The sequence below is a fragment of the Aeromonas sp. 604176 genome (assembly GCF_049170755.1).
GTDB lineage: Bacteria > Pseudomonadota > Gammaproteobacteria > Enterobacterales > Aeromonadaceae > Aeromonas > Aeromonas veronii_A.
This window is the reverse complement of the sequence record NZ_JAAKNE010000050.1, coordinates 1-21,501: the sequence shown is the minus strand read 5'-3', so window position 1 is coordinate 21,501 and position 21,501 is coordinate 1. Positions and strand designations below refer to the sequence as shown.

17 protein-coding genes are annotated in these 21,501 nt (G+C 59.7%); 4 read left to right on the top strand and 13 right to left on the bottom strand.

The window, feature by feature from the left end; translation table 11 throughout:
* Positions 1-34 precede the first annotated feature (34 nt).
* The 10 genes from exeG to G5358_RS10815 all read right to left on the bottom strand — a co-directional run bounded on the left by exeG (position 35) and on the right by G5358_RS10815 (position 12,233).
* Entirely contained in the window at positions 35-466 is a 432-nt protein-coding gene (exeG, locus tag G5358_RS10860) for a GspG family T2SS major pseudopilin variant ExeG (protein WP_005338297.1), read from the bottom strand.
* A gap of 97 nt (positions 467-563) precedes the next feature.
* On the bottom strand, positions 564-1,784 hold the full coding sequence (exeF, locus tag G5358_RS10855) for a GspF family T2SS innner membrane protein variant ExeF (protein WP_005338296.1): 1,221 nt from the start codon (positions 1,782-1,784) through the stop codon (positions 564-566).
* A 1-nt stretch (position 1,785) separates the two neighbouring features.
* On the bottom strand, positions 1,786-3,291 hold the full coding sequence (gene exeE / locus G5358_RS10850; protein ID WP_421317436.1) for a GspE family T2SS ATPase variant ExeE: 1,506 nt from the start codon (positions 3,289-3,291) through the stop codon (positions 1,786-1,788).
* On the bottom strand, positions 3,291-5,330 hold the full coding sequence (exeD, locus tag G5358_RS10845) for a GspD family T2SS secretin variant ExeD (RefSeq protein WP_421324079.1): 2,040 nt from the start codon (positions 5,328-5,330) through the stop codon (positions 3,291-3,293). Before exeD ends, exeE begins: the two co-directional genes overlap by 1 nt.
* Before the next feature lie 21 nt (positions 5,331-5,351).
* Positions 5,352-6,194 (bottom strand): GspC family type II secretion system variant ExeC, encoded by an 843-nt coding sequence (gene exeC, locus G5358_RS10840; protein ID WP_421324078.1) that lies wholly within the window; start codon positions 6,192-6,194, stop codon positions 5,352-5,354.
* A 221-nt stretch (positions 6,195-6,415) separates the two neighbouring features.
* Positions 6,416-7,102 (bottom strand): GspB family T2SS assembly factor variant ExeB, encoded by a 687-nt coding sequence (gene exeB, locus G5358_RS10835; RefSeq protein ID WP_216978323.1) that lies wholly within the window; start codon positions 7,100-7,102, stop codon positions 6,416-6,418.
* Complete coding sequence (locus G5358_RS10830; RefSeq protein ID WP_216978324.1) at positions 7,102-8,670, bottom strand: ExeA family protein; 1,569 nt, start codon at positions 8,668-8,670, stop codon at positions 7,102-7,104. The genes exeB and G5358_RS10830 overlap by 1 nt, the downstream gene beginning before the upstream one ends.
* Positions 8,671-9,047: 377 nt before the next feature.
* A complete protein-coding gene (locus G5358_RS10825; RefSeq protein WP_421324077.1) occupies positions 9,048-10,169 on the bottom strand; it encodes a beta-ketoacyl-ACP synthase III in 1,122 nt (373 codons plus the stop codon).
* Positions 10,170-10,223: 54 nt separating this feature from the next.
* Positions 10,224-11,387, bottom strand: a complete 1,164-nt coding sequence (locus G5358_RS10820) for a vWA domain-containing protein (RefSeq protein ID WP_421324076.1) — start codon at positions 11,385-11,387, stop codon at positions 10,224-10,226.
* A 3-nt stretch (positions 11,388-11,390) separates the two neighbouring features.
* A complete protein-coding gene (locus tag G5358_RS10815) occupies positions 11,391-12,233 on the bottom strand; it encodes an AAA family ATPase (RefSeq protein WP_421324075.1) in 843 nt (280 codons plus the stop codon).
* 159 nt (positions 12,234-12,392) lie between these two features.
* Here G5358_RS10815 and cysK point away from each other — a divergent pair, with 159 nt between their 5' ends.
* The 4 genes from cysK (at position 12,393) to crr (ending at position 16,387) form a co-directional block, all read left to right on the top strand.
* Positions 12,393-13,361 (top strand): cysteine synthase A, encoded by a 969-nt coding sequence (gene cysK / locus G5358_RS10810; protein WP_103251312.1) that lies wholly within the window; start codon positions 12,393-12,395, stop codon positions 13,359-13,361.
* Between the two features lie 440 nt (positions 13,362-13,801).
* Positions 13,802-14,059 carry an HPr family phosphocarrier protein gene (locus G5358_RS10805; protein ID WP_005338266.1) on the top strand — a complete coding sequence of 86 codons (258 nt, stop codon included), beginning with the start codon at positions 13,802-13,804 and terminating at the stop codon, positions 14,057-14,059.
* Positions 14,060-14,105: 46 nt separating this feature from the next.
* Positions 14,106-15,833 carry a phosphoenolpyruvate-protein phosphotransferase PtsI gene (ptsI, locus tag G5358_RS10800; protein ID WP_216953166.1) on the top strand — a complete coding sequence of 576 codons (1,728 nt, stop codon included), beginning with the start codon at positions 14,106-14,108 and terminating at the stop codon, positions 15,831-15,833.
* Positions 15,834-15,877: 44 nt separating this feature from the next.
* On the top strand, positions 15,878-16,387 hold the full coding sequence (crr, locus tag G5358_RS10795) for a PTS glucose transporter subunit IIA (RefSeq protein WP_216953167.1): 510 nt from the start codon (positions 15,878-15,880) through the stop codon (positions 16,385-16,387).
* Between the two features lie 99 nt (positions 16,388-16,486).
* On the opposite strand, the gene G5358_RS10790 is transcribed toward crr, so the two are convergent.
* From G5358_RS10790 to G5358_RS10780, 3 genes are all read right to left on the bottom strand, one after another.
* A complete protein-coding gene (locus G5358_RS10790) occupies positions 16,487-17,419 on the bottom strand; it encodes a GGDEF domain-containing protein (RefSeq protein ID WP_216953168.1) in 933 nt (310 codons plus the stop codon).
* A 182-nt stretch (positions 17,420-17,601) separates the two neighbouring features.
* Positions 17,602-20,931: a mechanosensitive channel MscK gene (gene mscK, locus G5358_RS10785; RefSeq protein ID WP_005359039.1), complete on the bottom strand. Its 3,330-nt coding sequence runs from the start codon at positions 20,929-20,931 to the stop codon at positions 17,602-17,604.
* 150 nt (positions 20,932-21,081) lie between these two features.
* On the bottom strand, positions 21,082-21,501 hold a 420-nt coding region (locus tag G5358_RS10780; RefSeq protein ID WP_421324074.1), incomplete at its 5' end, for a pyruvate kinase alpha/beta domain-containing protein.

Sequence of the window (21,501 nt, the reverse complement as noted above, 5' to 3'; positions counted from 1 at the left end):
TCAGCTCACAAGGAGGGCGGTGGCGACATATCACTTATTGGAAATCCTTCAGGTTCCAGTTGCCGATGTCGTCATCGGTACCGGCTTCACCATCCAGACCCATGGAGAAGATGTCGATCTTGCCGAACTGGCCCGGGCTCAGCAGCTGGTACGGGTTGCCCCAGGGATCTTGCGGCAGGCGCTTGATGTAGCCGCCATCGCGGTAGCTGCGCGGCGCCGGATCGATGGAAGGCTTGGTCACCAGCGCATCCAGACCCTGTTCGGTGGTCGGGTAGCGGTTGTTGTCCAGCTTGTACATGTCGAGGGCGTTTTCCAGCGCCACGATATCGGAGACCGCTTTCTGCTGGTCAGCCTTCTCCTTGTTGCCCATCAGGTTGGGCACCACCAGACTGGCCAGAATGCCGAGGATCACGATGACCACCATGACTTCCAGCAGGGTAAAACCGGATTGACGACGTTTGTTCATGAGTTGCTCCGTAACGAATGAGATGGGATGGCCCATCAGAGAGTGATCACTGGGTGGGTTCGACGGGCCGCCAGCGGCGCCACCGAACACCGGAAACTTACATATTCACCATATTGTTGAGCTCGAGGATCGGCTGCAGGATCGACATCACGATAAACAGCACCACCCCGGCCATGGAGACCACCAGCATGGGTTCGAACACCCCGAGGGCGATATTGACCTGGGATTCAAACTCCCGATCCTGGTTGTCTGCAGCCCGCTCCAGCATGCTGTCGAGCTCGCCGCTCTGCTCGCCGGAGGCGATCATGTGCAGCATCATGGGCGGGAAAATCTTGGTCTCGGTCAGCGACTTGCGCAGACTGGTCCCCTCGCGCACCCGTTCGGCGGCCTCGAGAATGCGCATTCTGGCAAAGTCGTTGGAGAGCACTTCGCCGGAGATCTTCATCCCCTCCAGCAGCGGTACCGCACTGGCGTTGAGGATGCTTAACGTACGGGCGAAGCGGGCGGTGTTGAGACCGCGGCTGACCCGGCCAATCACCGGCAGGCCGAGCAGCACCTGATGCCAGCGTCGGCGACGCTTTTCATCGGTGAGCCACCAGCGCCAGACAAAGCTGCCAAGGAAGATCAGCAGCAGGAACCAGAGGCCGTAGGCCTGCATCAGTTCGCTGGTGCCGATGAGAAAACGGGTGGTGCCCGGCAGCTGCTGGCCCATGTGTTCAAACTGGGCCACTACCTTGGGTACCACGGCGGTGAGCAGGATCGATATAACCCCGATGGCGACACAGGTGAGCACGATGGGGTAGATCATCGCCTGCAGCAGCTTGGTGCGCATATGCTGGCGCTGCTCGGTGTAGTCGGCGAGGCGGTTGAGCACCTTCTCCAGATGGCCCGATTTTTCACCGGCCGCCACCATGGAGCGAAACAGCTGATCGAACACATGGGGAAAAGCCCCCAGCGAGTCGGCCAGCGAATACCCTTCCACCACCTTGCTGCGCACGGTCGCCACCAGAGAGCGCAAGTGGGCTTTTTCACACTGCTCGGCCACCGCCTTGAGCGCCTCTTCGATGGTGAGACCGGCGCCGACCAGGGTCGCCAGCTGGCGAGTGATCAGGGCCAGTTCGGCAGTGCTGGCACCACGCCGAAACAGGGCGAAGCGGGTCGCTTCCCGTTTCGCCTTCTCGGTGGTCTCGTTCACCTCGAGGGGGGTGAGCCCCTGTTCGCGCAGCAGCTGGCGTACCTGACGGGCCGAGTCGCCCTCCATCACGCCGCTCTTGCTGCGCCCCTTGTTGTCGAGGGCCTTGTATTCGAATGCCGCCATCTCAATCTTCCCGGGTCACGCGCAGTACCTCTTCGAGGCTGGTCTGCCCCTTGAGAACCTTGTCGATGCCGTCACGGCGGATGCTGGGGGTGTGGCCGCGGATCAGCCGCTCGATGGCGAGCTCGCCGCTGGCGCTGTGAATGGCTTCTCGCACCGCTTCGTCGATCACCACCAGCTCGTGGATGCCGGTCCGGCCACGGTAGCCGGTGTGGTTGCACAGCTCGCACCCGACCGGACGCCACACCTGCTGATCGGGGGCCAGCTCGATGCCCATGGCGAGGCGCTCCTGCTCGGTGATGGGGCGCGGGGCACGGCAATCGGGGCAGAGGGTGCGCACCAGCCGCTGGGCCAGCACCGCCAGCAGGGACGATGAGAGCAGGAAGGGTTCGATCCCCATGTCACGCATCCGGGTGATAGCGCCGATGGCGGTGTTGGTGTGCAGGGTCGACATCACCAGGTGACCGGTGAGGGAGGCCTGTACCGCAATCTGGGCGGTTTCCAGATCTCGAATTTCCCCCACCATCACCACATCCGGATCCTGACGCAGGATGGCGCGCAGGCCGCGGGCGAAGGTCATGTCCACCTTGGTGTTGACCTGGGTCTGGCCCACCCCTTCGAGGTCATACTCGATGGGGTCTTCCACCGTCAGGATGTTGCGATCCCGCGAGTTGATTTCTGACAGCGCCGCATAGAGGGTGGTGGATTTACCGGAACCGGTCGGGCCGGTGACCAGAATAATGCCGTGGGGCTTGCGAATAAGCTCGCTGATGATGGTGCGGTTGGCCGCGGTCATCCCCAGCTGCTTGAGCTCGAGGCGCACGTTGTTCTTGTCGAGCAGACGCAATACCACCCGCTCGCCGTAGCTGGACGGCATGGTGGAGACCCGCACGTCGACGGCGCGGCCGCCGATACGCAACGAGATACGGCCATCCTGCGGTACCCGCTTCTCGGCAATATCCATCCGCGACATCACCTTGATCCGCGAGACCAGCAGTGATGCCAGCTTGCGATGGGGGCGCAGGATCTCCCGCAGTACCCCATCGATACGAAAACGGATCACTAGTGCCCGCTCGAAGGTCTCGATATGGATATCGGAGGCCTCCTCCTTGATCGCCTCGCTCAACATGGCGTTGATGAGGCGAATGATGGGGGCGTCGTCATCGGCATCCAGCAGATCTTCGCTTTGCGGCAGCTCTTCGGCCAGGGCGAAGAAGTCCATCTCGTTGCCGAGATCTTCCATCAGCTGGCGCGCTTCGGAGGAGTCGCGCTGATAGTGGGCCATCAGCAGCTCTTCGAAGGCCTCGTTGTCGAGCTGCTCCACCGCGAAGCTGCAACCCGCTACCCGCCGAACTTCCAGCAGGGCCTGCGGGGTGACGCCGGGGCGGCACTGCAGCACGGGAGCGCCGTCCCGCTCAATCAGGATCACCCCGAAGTTGCGGGCAAAGGCGAAGGGCAGCTCCGGCAGCGGGGGCGGCAACTCGCCGCCATCAAGATGGTAGGCACTCATCAGGGACGGCTCTGCACAAAGGGGGTGGTGCTGTCAGCTGTGTTCTGCTGGCGGCGTTTTATCTGCTCCATCTGATTTTCCACTTCCTGCCGGATTTCGGGTGACATCATCACATCCTGGCCATAGACGGGCAAAACCTGACGGGTGGGCGAGGTGAGATACCCCTCCTGGGCGGCAGCATTGAGCTGTTCGGCGCGGAACAGGCTGTACTTGTTACTGGAGACGCCGGTATAAACCTCCGCATCACGCAAGATGGTGGGCCGGATAAAGACCATCAGGTTGCGCTTGTTGGTGTTGGTGCTGGTGGAGCGGAACAGGTAACCCAGTACCGGGATATCGCCGAGTAACGGCACCTTGGAAACTTCCTCCTTGGTCTGCTCATCCATCAGGCCACCCAGTACCACTGTCTCGCCACTCTTCACCAGTACGGCGTTTTTCACCGTGCGGGTATCGAAGGTGGGGCCTAGTCCCTTGGTACTGTCTGATACGACCTTGGCGACGCTGGAGACCTCCTGCTCGATGTTGAGCAGTACCGAGTCCCCTTCGTTAATCTGCGGCGTAACCGTCAGCTTAGTGCCCACCGTCTTGCGCTCTATGGTGTTGAACACCTGATCGCTGGTGGTGGAGCTTTGTGAACCGCTCTGCACCGGCACCTCCTGTCCGACATTGAAGGAGGCCTCCTTGTTGTCCATGGTGACGATACTCGGGGTTGAGAGAATATCGCTCTTGGTATTGGAGGCGAGAGCCGTCGCCAACATGGCCCAATCGCCGTGATAGAAACCGGCGGCCATCCCGTTAAAGCTCCCAAGCAAGTTGGTAGCTGTCTCGGTATTGCCATCCTGGTAATCCTTACCGGCTGCGATGGCTCCGCCAATGGGCAGTGTTGTGTTGGTAAATTGGGTGCCGCCAGCGTTGGTGTTGGCCCACTGCACGCCCAGATTGAGGCCGTCACTGTCGGCAATTTCGACGATGATCGCTTCTACCAGCACCTGGGCGCGACGGATATCGAGCTTGGCCACCACCTGCTCCAGTTCCGCCATCACATCCGGCTGGGCGGTGATGACCAGGGCATTGGTTGCCTCGTCGGCAGAGATGGCCAGCTTGCCACCGCCGATGCTGGCGCCCCCTGTGGTTGCTCCGCCCCCCTTCTTGTCAGCCTCGATGCTGGAGCTGACCCCCTTGAGCACATCGACCATATCCTTGGCCTTGCCATATTTGAGATAGAAGACCCGGGTGTTGCCCTGACTCTGCAGGTCGCGGTCGAGCTGGCGAACCATCTGGATGATGCGGGCGCGCGCTTTCGGCTCACCGCTCACCACCACCGAGTTGGTACGCTCGTCGGCCACCACCTTGGGCGACAGCAACAGGGAGGCGGTGCCCCCTTGTGGATTGCCATCCTTGTTGAGGTTGGTCACCAGCCGCACCATCTCACCGGCCGAGGCATATCTCAGCTTGATGATGTCCACATCCTGATCGCCTGCGCGGTCGACCCGGTTCACCACTTCCACAAGACGGTTGACCACGGCGGCGCGGCCGGTGATGAGCAGCACATTTGATGGCTCGTAGTGCACCACGTTGCCCCCACCGGCGTTGTCGTTGAGCTGGCGCAGCAGGGGAGCCAGTTCACGCACCGAGACGTTGCGTACCGGCACGACTCTGGTCACCATCTCGTCGCCCACTCCCGGGTTATTGCCATCCACCACCGGAATGGCGGAGGTTTTGGCATCCCGCGAGCGGAGCACCTTGAGCACGCCGTTATTCATCGGCACCACGGCAAAGCCGTAGACATCGAGCACACTCAGGAAGAACTGGTAGTACTGCTCCTCGTTGAGCAGGTCGTAGCTGCGCACGTTGATCTTGCCGCGCACCGAGGGCTCTATGATGATGGTCTTGTTGAGGTTTTTGCCCACCGTATTGATGAACTCTTCGATGTCGGCGTTCTTGAAGCTGGCAGAGTACTCGGTGGCCCAGGCTGAGCCCGCCATCATCAGAGCCGCTGCGATAGTGGCCAGACGCCAGCCTTTCCCTTTAGTGGTCATTATTGGTACGACTCCAAATCATTATTCTGACAAGCGCACATAGATGTCGAACTGTTCGCCCTGCCGCTCGACGGTTACTGTCATTTCCGTTGCGCCAGCCAGCTGCTGCATCGCCTGCATGGCTTGCATGTTGTCACGCAGATCCAGTCCGTTGATGCTGATGGCCAGATCATTGGCCTGCAGCCCGCTTTGGTTGAAAAATTCCGGATTGTTGCCCGGGTTGAGGCGATAACCGGCCATGCGGCCATCCATCTGAACCGGTGAAATATTGAGGTAATCAGTGATCTTGCCCGGATCGGCTATCAGCTCGCTGCGCAGGGAGCCAAGGGGTGTGGTGTTTGTTGTTTGCGGTAGCGGCTTGCCATACTCCTCGCCATCCAGCATCAGGGTCTCGTCGCGGCCCTCCCGCTCGATGATCACCCGATCCGGATAGACCTGCCGGATCCGCGCCTGGGTGCTGTCAATCATGTCACCGACCCCATAGGAGTTCTGGATGCCGGACATGGCGATGATGGCGATGGATTTGGCGGGATCCGAGCTTGCCAACACTCCGTTGAGCTGGGCATTGAGCTGGGTACGCGGCGCATTGGCGGCCACGGCGGCTTTGGCCTGTGCCTTGGGGAGCGCCTTGCCAAACAGCGCCAGTCGGCTTACCTCGCCCAGTTCAAGGCGCGGGTTGCTCTGGCCGCTGACCGCCACGGTGGAGGGTTGCCACGGCTGGTTGGATTGCGGGTTTGCCAGAGTGAGCAAGCGCCAGGTGAGGGCTGCGCTCTGCTGGGCCAGCATCAGCAGCAGCACCAGAAAGAACACTCCGGTGACGCGAGTCAAAGGAAGCTGCCGGCTCCGGGCCAGCAGCAGGGTCAAGATGTCATCCCTGAATCGTAGCGTCATATTAATCAACAAATTCCAGGCTCTGGGGCGGCTGCGTATTGTGTACGGCTGCGTGCTGTGACACAACGGGTCGGGGCGCACCAAACCGTAAAAATGGATATTTCATCACACCGTAAACCTTTGAATGCTCATAAAAGTGGCACTCAGGCGAGGTGCATCCTGCTTGCCAGCGATTATCAGGGGAAGGTGTGTACTCACCCTTGCCAATCCTGCAACGCCTTGAGGGTTACGCTCTGGCCTCCGACATCCAGCACAATGTACTGCTGGTCGATGGTGGCGAGCACGACCCCGGGGGCTATTTCGCTCCCTTCCCGGTATTCGCGGCCATTGAGCACCACGGCCCGCTTGGCCGGATTGGATGAGAACACATGGGAGCCATAGCTGAATGCGGGCACTTGCTGGCGAACCGAAAGCGGAGCGGCATTCAGCGACATCAACTGGGCCGGCTGCACGCTTTGGGAAACTGTACCTGATTCCTGTTGCAGCGGTGTTTCGTTGAGGGCGCGCATCAGCTGTTCGGCCAAGGTTGGTCGACTGGCTGCCGGATTGCTGGCAGCCGCTGCGACCCTGGGCTGCTGCACTACAGGTTCCGGCAGGGGCGGGGGCAGCGGACGGGTCACCATCGCCTTGGGCTCAACCCGCACGAAGGGGGAGGCAATCACCTCTTTTACCTCCACCTTCTCCTCGATGGGACGCAGGTGGATTAGATGCCAGCCATAGTTGGCACCCGCCCCCAGCAGCAGGGCAAGGGGCGCCAGCAACCAGCCGACGCGACGCGCGGGTTGCGCCTCCTCGCGGGCTATCGCCAACCCCATGGCGGGAATATGGCTCTGTTGCGAAGGCTGCTGGGCACGGCGCAGGGCATTGAGCAGGGTAGACATCAGGAGGTCTCCTCCAGTCTTGGCATGGGTTCGCCGGAGAGTGCGTTGAGCCGCAGCAGGGTGTTGCTGCCAGCGATGCCGTCAGGGGTGAGTCCTTGATCCCGCTGGAACTGCTGCAGTTTGTTCTTGAGCTCGCCATCGAAACGGCGCACCTTGCGTTCGGGTTGTTGCAATGCTCGGCTCAGAGCGTTGTCGAGCCACTGGATCTGGGTCTGTCCGGCATTGCTGGCGATCAGGCTGACGCCCCCTTTCGGCATGCGCCAGAGCAGGGTATAGCTGCCACCCCAGTTGTCGCTGAGCCACTGGCGATCCACTTGCCAGCTTTGGTTGCCGATCATCAGGCTGGCCTTGCTTGGCCCCAGATTGACCAGGGTGGCGTAATAGAGACCGCCACTCTGGTCAGTGAGCGTGATCATGGCGGGATGCTGCAGGGCGCGCAGCTCCTCGAGGCTTGCCTCTCCCTCCTGGCAGCGCAGACCGGCGCGAGGGGCGTTGTCACAGGTGGCATCGAACGGTTCCGGTTCATAGCCCCAGACCCGATAGAGATTCTGCATGGCGCTCTCGGGGTCGAGGGCCTGATTGATCGCCTCGGTCAACTGTTCCTGTTGTTCGGCGGTCTCGTCAACGGTGACAGGCACCTCGACCTTGACCACAGGCCGTTCGGGGAATACGCCGAAAAATTGCCAACCCCACCAGCCTGCAGCTACCAGCAAGGCGCCAGCCAGTGTCACCATCAGACCGGAAAGCCAGCTCCCCTCATCACGGACGCCGCTCACCTCGAACGCTGCCTGGCTGATGTCGCCATGAACAATCTTGTAGCTGCCACGGGCGAAGGCGGCGAGCAGGGCGCGATCGCAGATGAGGTTGATCAGGCGCGGAATGCCGCCGGAGAGCCGATGCAGCGTCTGGATCGCTCTGGGGGTAAAAATGGGCTGCACACAACCGGCTACTTGCAGCCGGAAGCGGACGTAGGCATCCACATCGGTGGCGGAGAGGGGCAGCAGGTGGTAGCGGGCGGTGATGCGCTGGGCCAGTTGGCGCAACAGGGGCTGGCGCAGCATCTGTTGCAGTTCGGGTTGGCCGATCAGCACGATTTGCAGCAGTTTTTTCTCGTCGGTTTCCAGGTTGGTGAGCAGACGCAACTGCTCCAACACCCCGGGCAACAGATGTTGGGCCTCATCCACCAGTACCACGCTGCGCTTGCCTGCGGTCAGGTTGGCCAGCAGGTGGTCGCGGATCAGGTCGAACAGTTGCTTGATCCCGGCCTCGGCGGGGTAGGGGAGTTGAAACTCGTCGCAGATGGCTGCCAGCAGATCCCGTTCGGTCAGGGAGGGGTTGAGGATGTAGGCGATCTCGGTATCTGCTGGCAACTGCTGCAGCAGGCAACGGGAGACGGTGGTTTTGCCGGTGCCCACTTCGCCGGTCAGCAGCACAAAGCCGCCACCATCCTGCAATCCGTAGTTGAGGTGAGCAAGGGCTTCGCCGTGGCGCTCACTCATATAGAGGTACTTGGGATTGGGCGAGATGGAGAAAGGCGGTTCCGATAGGCCGAAGAACTGTGTGTACATGAGGGGATTCTTTTGTAGCCGGCGACAGATAAGAAATGTCTCCGGATGATAGCAAACCTCGAATTCATTGGAAGCCATCATTGGCAAAGGATGACAAATTGCAGCCTTTTCCTGTCATCTTGTGATCCAGATATCGCCCCGTTGCACCATGGTACTCAAAAATTGCAACCAATCTGAAAAATAAGTTTTTCATCAATGGCTTGTCGGTATGCGTTGTCACAGTAGTCCGGTGTTTTCGGATCAATAGTCATGGTCTGGCCACTATTTATGCCCGTTTTCTCCTCTCGCAAGGGTGAACCGAGAGAGGGGCTAGCGGCGAAACAGCGCCAAACCCCAATCAGAGTACAGGGCGCGGGCCACTCTCCCCGCGCACTCTGTTACTGTCGTTGTAGCAGCAGGCTACCGATGGAGTAGCCTGCGCCAAAGGAGCACAGTACGCCGCGAGCCCCCGCAGGAAGGTCGCGATTGTACAGATGAAACGCGATGATGGAACCCGCCGAGCTGGTATTACCATAGCTATCAAGAATGACCGGCGCCTCCTGCTGGCTGGCATCGTGGCCGAGCAGTTTGCGGCCGATGAACTGGTTCATGGTGAGGTTGGCCTGATGGAGCCAGAGCCGGTTCAGGCTCTCGGCGGGCCAGCCCTGCTCATCGAGCTGGTTGGCTATCTGATCGCACACCAGCGGCAACACCTCCTTGAACACCTTGCGCCCCTGCTGGCGAAACAGCTTGTCGTCGCTGTAGCGGGTGCGCGGGCTCAGCCGGTTCAGAAAGCCGAAGTTGTTGCGGATGTTGTTGGAGTACTGGGTCACCAGCTTGCTGGCTACCAGTTGCCACGGGTTGGCCACCTTGCAATCTTCCGCTCGCTCCAGCAGCACCGCGGTGCAGGCATCGCCGAAGATAAAGTGGCTATCACGATCGCGAAAATTGAGGTGCCCCGAGCAGATCTCCGGATTGACTACCAGCGCCACGTTGGCGGTGCCTGCCGCCAGCATGTCGGCGGCTGTCTTGATACCGAAGGTGGCAGACGAGCAGGCCACGTTCATGTCAAAGGCCATGCCGCTCGCCCCCAGATAATGCTGCAGCTCGATGGCCAGCGCTGGATAGGGGCGCGGCATGTTGGAGGCGGCGACGATCACCAGATCGATCTCGCCGGGCTCGCGGCCGGCGGCGATCAGCGCCTGCTCGGCGGCGGCCACTGCCATCTCCACCATGATGGAGGGCATCTCATCGGGCCGCTCCGCCAGCAGCGGCTGCATGATGTCGGGGTTGAGTACCCCCTCGCGGCTCACCAGATAACGGCTCTTGATGCCGGAGGCCTTCTCGATGAACTCGCAACTGGAGTGCTGCTTGGCGGGGAGCTGGCCGGCATCGATGGCGGAGGCGTTCTCCTCGTTGTAGAGATCCACATACTGGTTGAAGGCGGCCACCAGCTCTTCATTGCTGACGGCAAAGGGTGGGGTATAGAGGCCTGAGCCACTGATCACGATAGAGGTCATCTTTGCTCCTCGCCGGGTGCGTTCCCGGCTTGTCGGTTTATAGGGTAGAGAGGGTTACAGCTGGTCGATCGCCGCAGCGAGACCCGCCAGGGTCAGCGGATGCATCCGTCCGCCAACCACGTCATTCATCAGTTTGATGGAGGGATGCCAGAGCCACTCCCGCCGCGGGGTGGGATTGATCCACACCAGTTTGGGGAAGTGCTGCTGCAATCGGGTAAGCCACACCTGACCCGACTCCTCGTTCCACTGCTCGACGCTGCCGCCGGGCCAGGTGATCTCGTAGGGGCCCATGGTGGCATCCCCCACCAGGATCACCCGGTAGTCGCTGCCGTAGGTGCGCAGCAGGCGCAGGGTATCGAACCGCTCCTCAAAGCGGCGGGCGTTATCCTTCCAGACGAAGTCGTAGAGACAGTTGTGAAAATAGAAGTACTCCAGATGCTTGAACTCGTGGTGCAGGGCGGAGAAGAGGCGCTGCACCTCGGCCACGTGGGCATCCATGGAGCCCCCTACATCGAAAAAAACCAGCAGCTTGACCCCGTTGTGGCGCTCGGGCCGCAGCTTCACATCGAGCCAGCCCTGGCGGGCAGAACTTTTTATGGTGTCGTCGAGATCCAGCTCGTCGGGATTGCCTTTGCGCACCCAGCGTCTGAGCTTGCGCAGCGCCAGCTGAATGGCACGCTGGCCGAGCGGTGAGTCCTCGCTGAAGTTGCGATAGTGACGGGCCTCCCACACCTTGGCCGCCTTACCGTGCAGCCCCTCTCCACCCATGCGCACCCCCTCGGGGTGAAAACCGCCATGGCCAAACGGGCTGCTGCCGCCAGTCCCTACCCACTTGTTGCCACCGGCGTGGCGCTCTTTCTGCTCGCTTAACCGCTGGTTGAGGGTCTCCAGCAGCTTGTCGAGTCCGCCGAGGGATTTGAGCAGCGCCTTCTCCTCTGGGCTCAGCAGTCGCTCGAACTCCTTGCGCAGCCACTCCTCGGGCAGGCTTTCCGGCAGCAGGGGGATGGCTTCCAGCCCCTCGTAGTATTCGGCGAAGGCGCGATCGAAGCGATCGTAGTGGGCCTCGTCTTTTACCAGCAGGCAGCGGGAGAGCTGGTAGAACTCGTCCATATCGACAGCGACCAGCCGGGCGGCCAGTGCGGCGTGCAAGTCCAGCAACTCGCGCAGGCTGCAGGGGAGCTTGTGGCGGCGCAGGTGGGTAAAAAAGTCGATCAGCATAAATTAGTTGCCGCGCCGGGCCAGAAAGGCGAGCTTCTCGAAGAGATGCAGATCCTGCTCGGTCTTGAGCAGGGCGCCATATAACGCGGGCACCAGCTTGCCTGGCTCGCGGGCGCGCATCGCCTCGGGGGCGATATCGTCGGCCAAGAGCAGGCGGATCCAGTCCAGCAGCTCCGAGGTGGAGGGTTTCTTGCGCAGCCCCTCTACCTCGCGCAGCTCGAAGAAGAGCTCCATTGCCTCGCCAAGCAGGCTCTCCTTGAGGTCGGGGTAGTGGAGTTTGACGATGGCCTGCATCTCGGCCTTGTCGGGGAAGCGGATGTAGTGGAAGAAACAGCGGCGCAGGAAGGCGTCCGGCAGCTCTTTTTCATTGTTGGAGGTGATGATGACCACCGGCCGCTGGCGCGCCTTGACTCGCTCGCCGGTCTCGTAGACGTCGAACTCCATCCGATCCAGCTCCAGCAGCAGATCGTTGGGGAATTCGATGTCGGCTTTGTCTATCTCGTCGATCAGCAGCACAGGTCGCTGCTCGGCGCTAAAAGCCTGCCACAGTTTGCCCTGGCGAATGTAGTGGCTGATATCGGCCACTCTGGGGTCGCCGAGCTGGGAATCGCGCAGCCGGGCCACCGCATCATATTCGTAGAGTCCCTGCTGGGCCTTGGTGGTGGACTTGATATGCCAGGCAATGAGATCGGTGCCGAGATGGTCGGCGACCGCTTCCGCCAGCACCGTCTTGCCGGTGCCCGGCTCCCCTTTGATCAGCAGCGGTTTTTCGAGGGTGATGGCGGCATTGACCGCCATCTTCAATGCATCGGAGGCGAGATACTGGCTGCTTCCTGAAAATCCCATAACGTCGGTTCCTTTGACGATTGGCGCCCGGAGTCAGGGGCCAGAGAGAATAAGCTCTATATGTTGTAATACCATATGGTTATAACGAATAGTCACTTCTCATTCAGAAACCACAGGGTAATCTTGTTTCATCGTCGTAACAAACACAGGGATAGCGCCATGAGCAAAATTTTTGAGGACAACAGCCAGACTATCGGTCACACCCCGCTGGTTCGTCTCAACCGTGTTACCAAAGGTCGCGTGCTGGCCAAGATCGAGAGCCGCAACCCCAGCTTCAGCGTCAAGTGCCGTATCGGTGCCAACCTGATCTGGGATGCCGAGAAGCGCGGCATCCTGACCAAGGGTAAGGAGATCATCGAGCCCACCAGCGGCAACACGGGCATTGCTCTGGCCTTTGTCGCGGCGGCTCGCGGCTATCCCATCACCCTGACCATGCCGGCCACCATGAGCCTGGAGCGCCGCAAGCTGCTCAAGGCGCTCGGTGCCAATCTGGTGCTGACCGAAGGGCCGCTCGGCATGAAGGGGGCCATTGCCAAGGCCAACGAGATCCTCGAATCCGAGCCGGGCAAGTATGTGTTGCTGCAACAGTTTGAAAACCCGGCCAACCCGGAGATCCACGAAAAGACCACTGGCCCCGAGATTTGGGATGCCACTGACGGTGAGGTGGATGTGTTCGTGGCCGGGGTCGGTACCGGTGGCACCATTACCGGTGTCTCCCGCTATCTGAAGAAGACCCAGGGCAAGGCGGTGGTCTCTGTCGCGGTCGAACCGGCCGAGTCGCCGGTCATCAGTCAGAAGTTGGCCGGGGAAGAGAGCAAACCGGGCCCCCACAAGATCCAGGGGATCGGCGCAGGCTTTATCCCGGGCAACCTGGACCTCTCCCTCATCGACCGGGTGGAGAAGGTGACCAGCGATGAAGCCATCGAGATGGCCCGCCGCCTGATGGAGGAGGAGGGGATCCTGGCCGGTATCAGCTCCGGTGCTGCGGTGGTGGCTGCCAGCCGTCTGGCCGAGCTGCCGGAATTTGCGGGCAAAACCATAGTGGTCATTCTGCCGAGTGCGGCGGAGCGTTACCTCTCCAGCGCCCTGTTTGCCGGGGTGTTCAGCGAGCAGGAACTGCAGCAGTAACTGATCGGAATCTTTCAAAACAGCGGCGCTCCCAGGAGCGCCGCTTCTTTATGGGCTAGACTCAACCCCTGTTAGTGTCACTTGATCCTTATTTTTTGGGGTAAAATAACAAGTTCCGGAGTGAGAAAAAAAGCAGACATTCCGCTCTAAATCTCATATCCTGTGCGGCGTCACGCGGTGTTTGCTGGCTGGGTATCACAAAGTAACAAAGTGTTATTTTTCGTTATAAAATAATTTCAGGCCAGTCCTGATGCGGCTTGTAGCCCAATAACTGAAAATTGCCAACCAGCGCGCCGATTACTGCACAGAAACTTGACCTGGATTAAACCATTGCGGGTCTGCTTTCGTTACTTTACAACATATCCATACTGACACGGTGGGTCAGGTTGCTTCAAAAACGACCAATCCACCAAAAAATATCAATAATATGGGGTGAAACCATGTACGAGAAGTCTGTTGTTATTACTGCTGAAAACGGCCTGCACACCCGTCCGGCAGCTCAGTTCGTGAAAGAAGCCAAAGAATTCCAAAGCGAGATCACTGTGGTCTCCGGTGGCAAGTCCGCCAGCGCCAAGAGCCTGTTCAAGCTGCAGACCCTGGGCCTGACCAAGGGCACCAACGTAACCATCCAGGCTGACGGCCCGGATGCCCAGCAAGCTGTTGAGAAGCTGGTTGCCCTGATGGACGAGCTGGAGTAATCCAGCTTTAGATTCCTCCCCCACAGTCGTTTTAATAGGAAGGATTATGATATCTGGCATTCTTGCGTCCCCCGGTATCGCATTCGGTAAGGCGCTTCTTCTTAAAGAAGATGAAATCGTTATCAATCAGGGCAAAATCTCTGCTGATCAGATTGATGGCGAGATCAACCGTTTCCTCGAAGCTCGTACCAAGTCAGCTGCCCAGCTGGAAGCCATCAAAGAGATGGCCGGTCGCACCTTCGGTGAGGAAAAAGAGGCCATCTTCGAAGGCCACATCATGTTGCTCGAAGATGAGGAGCTGGAAGGGGATATCAAATCCTTCATCAAAGAGAACAAGGCATCCGCCGACAAAGCCATCTATGAGGTGATCGAGCAGTACGCCAAGATGATGGCCGAGCTGGATGACCCCTATCTGCGCGAGCGCGCTACCGACTTCCGTGACATCGGTACCCGTCTGGTGAAGAACGTGCTGGGCATCGCCGTTGTCAACCTGAGCACCATCGACGAAGAGGTGATCCTGGTCGCCAAAGACCTGACCCCGTCTGAAACCGCTCAGATCAACCTGAAATATGTGCTGGGTTTCGTCACCGATATCGGTGGCCGTACCTCTCACACCTCCATCATGGCCCGCTCCCTGGAGCTGCCGGCCGTGGTAGGCACCAACGACATCACCGAGCGCGTCAAGAACGGTGACATGCTGGTGCTGGATGCGATCAATAACCAGATCATCATCAATCCGACCGCTGAACAGCTGAACGAAGCCAAGAAGTTCCAGGCTCAGTTCCAGGCCGAGAAAGATGAGCTGGCCAAGCTGAAAGATCTGCCTGCCATCACGCTGGATGGTCACCAGGTCGAAGTGTGCGCCAACATCGGTACCGTCAAGGATACCGAAGGTGCCATCCGCAATGGCGCCGAAGGCGTGGGTCTGTACCGTACCGAGTTCCTGTTCATGGACCGTGACGCGCTGCCGACCGAAGACGAGCAGTTCAAAGCCTACAAAGAAGTGGCCGAAGCGATGCCGGATCAGCCGATCATCGTGCGTACCATGGACATTGGCGGCGACAAAGAGCTGCCGTACATGAATTTCCCGAAAGAGATGAACCCCTTCCTGGGCTGGCGTGCCGTGCGTATTTTCTTCGACCGCGAAGACATCATGCACGCTCAGCTGCGGGCCATTCTGCGTGCGTCTGCCTTCGGCAAACTGCGCATCATGTTCCCGATGATCATCTCTGTCGAAGAGTTCCGTAGCCTGAAAGCTACCGTGGAGACGCTGAAAGCCGAATTGCGTGCCGAAGGCAAAGCCTTTGATGAATCCATCGAAGTGGGTATCATGATCGAGACCCCGGCCGCTGCCGTGATGGCTCATCATCTGGCCAAGGAAGTGGATTTCTTCAGTATCGGTACCAACGACCTGACCCAGTACACCCTGGCTGTCGATCGCGGTAACGAGATGATCTCCGCTATGTACAACCCGCTGTCACCCTCCGTCCTGACCCTGATCAAGATGGTTATCGATGCGTCCCACGCCGAAGGCAAGTGGACCGGTATGTGTGGTGAACTGGCTGGTGACGAGCGCGCCACCCTGCTGCTGCTGGGTATGGGTCTGGATGAGTTCTCCATGAGCGCCATCTCTGTACCGCGTATCAAGAAGCTTATCCGCAACACCAGCTTCGAAGATGTGAAGGCAATGGCTGACCAGGCATTGAGCTTTGCCACCGCTGCTGAAATCGAAGCGTGCGTAGATAACTTTATCAAGCAGAAGGCAGTCTGCTAAGATCGGCTGCAAACAGCGACAAATCATCTCTAGGAGCTTTTACTATGGGTCTGTTCGACAAACTGAAGAAACTGGTGTCCGACGATAGCGCTGATACCGGCGGCATCGAAATCTTCGCTCCGCTGTCTGGCGAAATCGTGCCGATCGAAGATGTGCCTGACGTTGTCTTCGCCGAGAAGATCGTGGGTGACGGTATCGCCATCAAGCCGGCTGGCAACAAGATGGTTGCTCCGTGCGACGGCACCATCGGAAAAATCTTCGAGACCAACCATGCGTTCTCTCTGGAGTCCGACTCTGGTATCGAGCTGTTCGTTCACTTCGGTATCGACACCGTTGAACTGAAAGGCGAAGGCTTCAAGCGTATCGCTCAGGAAGGCCAGCAGGTCAAGCGCGGTGATACCATCATCGAATTCGATCTGGCCGTTCTGGAAGCAAAAGCCAAATCTACCCTGACTCCGGTGGTCATCTCCAACATGGACGAGATCAAAGAGCTGGTGAAGATGACTGGTGCCGTGACTGTGGGCGAGACTCCGGTTATCCGCATCAAGAAGTAATGGTCGGCTGGCCTATGCCAGTTGCCGCAGTAAAAAACCGAAGCCTGGTGCTTCGGTTTTTTTATGGTTGCGTGCGAGCTTCCCTTTCTGGCTATCAGGCTATTGTGCCGAGATGACCACCCGGTTACGTCCCTGCTCCTTCGCCTGATAAAGGGCCCGGTCTGCCATCATCAGCAGATAGTCGATGCTCTCCTGACCCTTCATGCTGGCACACCCCAGACTGATGGTTAGCGCGATCTGTTTTCCTTGCCATGGCAAGCGGGTGGTACTGACATGCTGGCGCAGTTGTTCGGCGCGCCGTGCTGCCTGTTCAATGCTGCAGTCTGGCAGGATCAGCAGGAACTCCTCCCCGCCCCAACGGGCCAGACTCTCCCCCGGCAACAGCTGGCCCGCCATGGCGTGGGCGACGGCGCAGAGCGCGGCATCGCCCGCAGGGTGGCCGTAGCGGTCATTGACCTGCTTGAAATGGTCGATATCTCCCAACACCACCGAGAGGGGCTGGCCCTGCAACCAGAGAGCCTGCAGCTGTTGCTGGGCGCCACGCCGGTTGGTCAGTTCGGTGAGGGGATCGGTGCAGGAGAGGCGGCTCACCTCTTCTACCATGCATTGCAGGTCGTGGATATCGCGAAAGGTGACGATATGGCTATCCGGGATGGCATCTGCCCCCAGCTGGGCGGTGACGATAAACCAGCGAGAGTGGCCACTCTTGCATCGGATCAGCGCCGGCATCTCGGCGACCTCCAGTCCATGGTGCAGGCTCTGCTCTATCTGGTTATGCCAAGCCTGAATTACCGAGTTGCGATAGCTCTCATCGGGATAGGCGAGGTGAAACCAACTCTCCATGTCCGGCAGATCCTGCAGCTCATAGCCCAGCTGTTCGCGAAAGGCCCTGTTGAGGAAGAGATGGCGACGCAGGGGGATCCGGTCGAGTGACATATGACCCTGGCTGGCTGTCGACTCGGACACCAGGATTGGGAGCGGGATCACATCAAAGGAGCGAAACAGAATGTGCTCTAGTTGTTGGTCATCCATGGGCGAAAACGCGGCTCCCTGCTCTCCCGTTCGTCAGCCTACATTAGGTGAGAGACCGCAGCGGGTAAACTCATTTATCACTCTCCGGTGGTTGCCTGAGGGGACGATCGTAGCAACGGGAACATAAAAAAGCCGCTCACCTGGGTGAGCGGCTGTTGCCATCAGATCAGTGCAGTTCGCTATCAGGCTGGCTGCTTGCCATCTTCCGCGGGCGGCGGCAGGGCGGCGGAGTTGGACTCCACCTTCTGCTCTTCGCCCTGCATGTTCTTGATGTAGACATCCATCTGGTTGAAGGCGATCTCGATGCCGTTCTCGCGGAACAGTTGGTCGATCTTGCGGTTCAACTCGTCCACCGCCGGGTTGCGATCCCCCAGTTCGCTCACGAAGAAGCGCAGCTCGTGATCCAGCGTGCTGGCGCCAAAGGTGAGGAAGTAGACGATGGGGGCTGGGTCTTTCAGCACCCGGCTGTTTTCGTCGGCCGCCTGCTTGAGCAGGGTGCGGGTCAGCTCGAGATCCGAGCCATACGCCACGCCCACCCGTACGATCACCCGGGTGACGGTGTCACTCAGCGACCAGTTGATGAGCCGTTCTGTCATCAGCTGCTGGTTGGGGATGATCACCTCTTTGCGGTCGAAGTCGGTCAGGGTGGTGGCGCGAATGCGGATCCGCGAGACGGTACCGGAGAAGGAGCCGATGGTGACGGTGTCACCGATCCGCACCGGACGCTCGAACAGGATGATGATGCCGGAGACGAAGTTGGAAAGAATTTCCTTCATGCCGAAACCGATACCGACTGACAGACCACCCGCTACCCACTGCAGCTTGTCCCACTGTACGCCCATCATGGAGAGAGCGGTGAGGGAGCCAAAGCCGATCAGCACGTAGTTGAGCATGGTGGTGATGGCGTAGGCGGTCCCCTGAGCCAGGTTGAGCTTGGAGAGCACCAGCACCTCCAGCAAGCCCGGCAGGTTGCGCGCCAGTGACCAGGCACCGCCGAGCAGCAGGAAGCCGATCAGCACGTCACTCAGGCTGATGGGGAACAGCACGGCGTTGGCGCCGGTGCCTTCACTGCGGTGCCACAGCACCATGCTGTCGAGGTAGGAGAAGACCGCGACCAGATCGGACCAGAGCCAGTAGAAGGCGACACCGAAGATCAGCATCAGCACGGTACGGGTCAGACGCAGGGACTGCTGGCTGACATCCTCCAGGTCCATGGGCTGCTCTTCGATGGACTCGCCACCTTCCGCATCTTCCGAAGATTTGTGCTCACGCTTGGCCACCGCTCGGCGGTAGGCCAGACGACGGGCAGCCAGCTCCAGACCACGCAGGGCGGTGCGGTAGACTAGGCTCCAGATGATGATGAGGTAGAAGGATTCGATCAGGCGACCGGTCAGCTTCAGCGCGGTGTAGTAGTAACCGAGCACAGCCAGCACGATCAGCGCCACCGGCGCCAGCGCCAGGGCGATGGCGATCAGCGACTTCTGCATGCTCGCCTCGCCCTTGATGCGGGCGCGGGAGATGGGGAACACCAGATAGGCGGCCAGCCCCAGCAGGGTCAGGGTCATGGCCTGACCGATCACGTCGTTGCCCAAGGTGGAGGGTTCAACCACCGCCTTGGTTGCGAGCATGATGAGCGGCAGCAGTGGCAACCAGATGTAGCGCATGCTGTTGCGCTTGGCCTGCAGCTCCGCTTTCGGGATCCGGAAGTGGGTTTCGGCGATGCCGCCCGGGCGCATCACCGCCAGATAGACGCTGAACACCAGATAACCGAGGGCGAGGTTCAGGGTGATCTGGAACATCAGCTTGGGACTGAGCAGACCGCAGTAGGTGAGCAGCAGACCGCCAGCCAGAATGAACATGCTGCCCGGCAGGCGTTGCAGCACGGTATAGAGCAGGGCGCGCGGGGTGTGCCACTGGCTGTCTTGACGGAAACGGCCAAGGTCCTTGGTGATCTTCTTCTCGCGCTCAACCAGCGCCGGACGTTTCCAGACCAGCAGGCCGCCGATCAGCAGCAGCGGGAAGGCGAGCAGGGAGATCCCCAGCAGCTCTTCGCGCCAGCGTTTCCAGTCCGGTTTCAATACCCAGTCGGAGGCCTGTTTATAGGCCTGGGCGGGCCAGCTGATAAACCACTTGCTGTCGATGGGCTTGTTGCTGCTTACCCAGAAGATATGTTGCTGCAGGGTAAATTCGATAGAGGCATAGACCCGCGCCAGCTGCTGCTGGGTCAGCTGCAGGCTGATGGCGTTGGTGAGCTGGCTGTCGAGTTGGCGGTTGAGCTGGTCGAGCAGATTGATGCGGGTGTCGAGCAGCTTGGCAAGGCTCTCTTTGTCCTCCTCGCTCACCGGATCCTTGCTGCCGGCGATCAGATTGTCCAGATAGAGGTTCTTCTGGAACAGCTGGTCACGCTGCTGGCTCAGTTCAAACTGGGCCAGATGGAGATCGGCAATCTGCTCTTCCAGATTTTTGACGGCGATGGTGGGCGCCGCTTCCAGTTGCTGGTAGAGCTGATAGAGGATGCGCGATAGCAGCAGATTGCCCTTGAGCATCTGCACCTGTTCATTGAGGTTACGCTCGGTCTGGATGCCGCGCTCCAGCCAGCTCTTGGCTTGCAGGTTTTTTTGTACCAGCGAGTTGAGGCTGGTGGTGGCACCGATCAGCTGCTGGCTGAGCTGGTGGTTGAGTTCCTGCTCTTTTTGCACCAGTGGGCTGTCTTCGGTCGCCACCAGTTCACCGGTCTGCTCGGCGGTTTTTTCTGTGTCGCCGAGGCGCTTGGCGCTGCTCTGATCCTGCAACAGCTGCAGTTTCTGCTCTTCGCTGGCGAGACGGGCACTCTGGTAGTCGCGCTGCTTGATCGCCAGATCCTGCATGCTGGTTCGGTTATCCAGCTCCTTTTGCAGGTGGGCCAGTTGCAGGTCGAGCAGGGCCAGCTCGGCACCGAGCTTCATCTTCTCGGCGCTGGAGACGCTTTCACCGGCGTTGAGGCGGGTACGGATCTCCTGACTGCGCTGGTAGGCACGGCTCATGCTGGCCTGGGCCCGCTCCGGCAGGGTCTGCAAGCTGGTGAGCTGGCTGCCGATGGCGCCGAGGGCCTCCTGGGCCGCCTGCATGTTGGCCAGCACTTCCGGCTGACGGCTGTCGAGCTCTGCCAGACTCATGCTGGCGTATTCGCTCTTGATCTGCTCGGCACTCTTGCCCTTGGTCAGGGCATCGAGCTTGGCGCTGATCTCTCTGAGCTCGGTGGGCAGGTTGCGGATCCGCTGGGCCTGGGTTTTGGCCTTCGCCTCTTCCTTGTCGATGCTGTCGAGCAGTCCGAGGGTTTCGGTCAGCAACTTCTGATCCGCTTGCTGACTGACGGTCAGGGTCTCTGATTTACCCAGACCATCCAGCGCTCGCTGAACTGCGTTGCGAGAGGGGACATCTTGCGCCATGGCTTGCGGCACGCAGAGGCTGGCGAGGAGACAGAGCAGCGGCAACAGGGTGGCCGAGACTCTTTTAAAACGTATTGAGGGCATATAACTTCCGGGTTATTACGCGATATTCGGGAGATTTCCCGCATAGATTAAATTCGCGTGGATTCTAACACCGGGCTTGTCAGGTAAGCAGGGGGGAGGGACAAAAAAAACGGCGCCCGCAGGCGCCGTTTTCAACTCGTTCAGCTCTGATTAAAGAACGTGAACAGAAGCGGTGTTGGTTGTGCCGCTCGGTACCAGAGCACCGGAGACCATCACAACTACGTCACCTTTCAGACCCATGCCGATTTCCAGCGCGGCTTCTTTACCGATGCGATAGAAATCGTCGGTAGAGGCGATGCTGTCAACCACGTGGGCAACCACACCCTTGGTCAGAACCAGCTGGGCAGCAGTTTTCTTGTTGGTGGTGATCGCCAGGATCCAGGCTTTCGGGAAGTACTTGCGAATGGCCTTGGCAGACTTGCCGCCTTCGGTAGCGACCACGATCAGCGGGGCGTCCAGCTTCTCGGAGGTCTCTACGGCGCCTTTACATACGGCTTCGGTGATGCGCAGCTTGTTGCTGTCGTTGGCAGCAGACAGGTTGGACGGCATCACGGCATCGGTACGCTCGCA

Excerpts from the sequence above, each read along its gene's own strand:
- exeB (WP_216978323.1), bottom strand. The coding sequence starts at position 7,102 with ATGTCTACCCTGCTCAATGCCCTGCGCCGTGCCCAGCAGCCTTCGCAA.
- ptsI (WP_216953166.1), top strand. The coding sequence starts at position 14,106 with ATGATATCTGGCATTCTTGCGTCCCCCGGTATCGCATTCGGTAAGGCG.
- crr (WP_216953167.1), top strand. The coding sequence starts at position 15,878 with ATGGGTCTGTTCGACAAACTGAAGAAACTGGTGTCCGACGATAGCGCT.
- G5358_RS10815 (WP_421324075.1), bottom strand. The coding sequence starts at position 12,233 with ATGGGATTTTCAGGAAGCAGCCAGTATCTCGCCTCCGATGCATTGAAG.
- exeE (WP_421317436.1), bottom strand. The coding sequence starts at position 3,291 with ATGAGTGCCTACCATCTTGATGGCGGCGAGTTGCCGCCCCCGCTGCCG.
- mscK (WP_005359039.1), bottom strand. The coding sequence starts at position 20,931 with ATGCCCTCAATACGTTTTAAAAGAGTCTCGGCCACCCTGTTGCCGCTG.
- cysK (WP_103251312.1), top strand. The coding sequence starts at position 12,393 with ATGAGCAAAATTTTTGAGGACAACAGCCAGACTATCGGTCACACCCCG.
- G5358_RS10790 (WP_216953168.1), bottom strand. The coding sequence starts at position 17,419 with ATGGATGACCAACAACTAGAGCACATTCTGTTTCGCTCCTTTGATGTG.
- G5358_RS10805 (WP_005338266.1), top strand. The coding sequence starts at position 13,802 with ATGTACGAGAAGTCTGTTGTTATTACTGCTGAAAACGGCCTGCACACC.
- exeD (WP_421324079.1), bottom strand. The coding sequence starts at position 5,330 with ATGACCACTAAAGGGAAAGGCTGGCGTCTGGCCACTATCGCAGCGGCT.
- G5358_RS10825 (WP_421324077.1), bottom strand. The coding sequence starts at position 10,169 with ATGACCTCTATCGTGATCAGTGGCTCAGGCCTCTATACCCCACCCTTT.
- G5358_RS10820 (WP_421324076.1), bottom strand. The coding sequence starts at position 11,387 with ATGCTGATCGACTTTTTTACCCACCTGCGCCGCCACAAGCTCCCCTGC.
- exeG (WP_005338297.1), bottom strand. The coding sequence starts at position 466 with ATGAACAAACGTCGTCAATCCGGTTTTACCCTGCTGGAAGTCATGGTG.
- exeF (WP_005338296.1), bottom strand. The coding sequence starts at position 1,784 with ATGGCGGCATTCGAATACAAGGCCCTCGACAACAAGGGGCGCAGCAAG.
- G5358_RS10830 (WP_216978324.1), bottom strand. The coding sequence starts at position 8,670 with ATGTACACACAGTTCTTCGGCCTATCGGAACCGCCTTTCTCCATCTCG.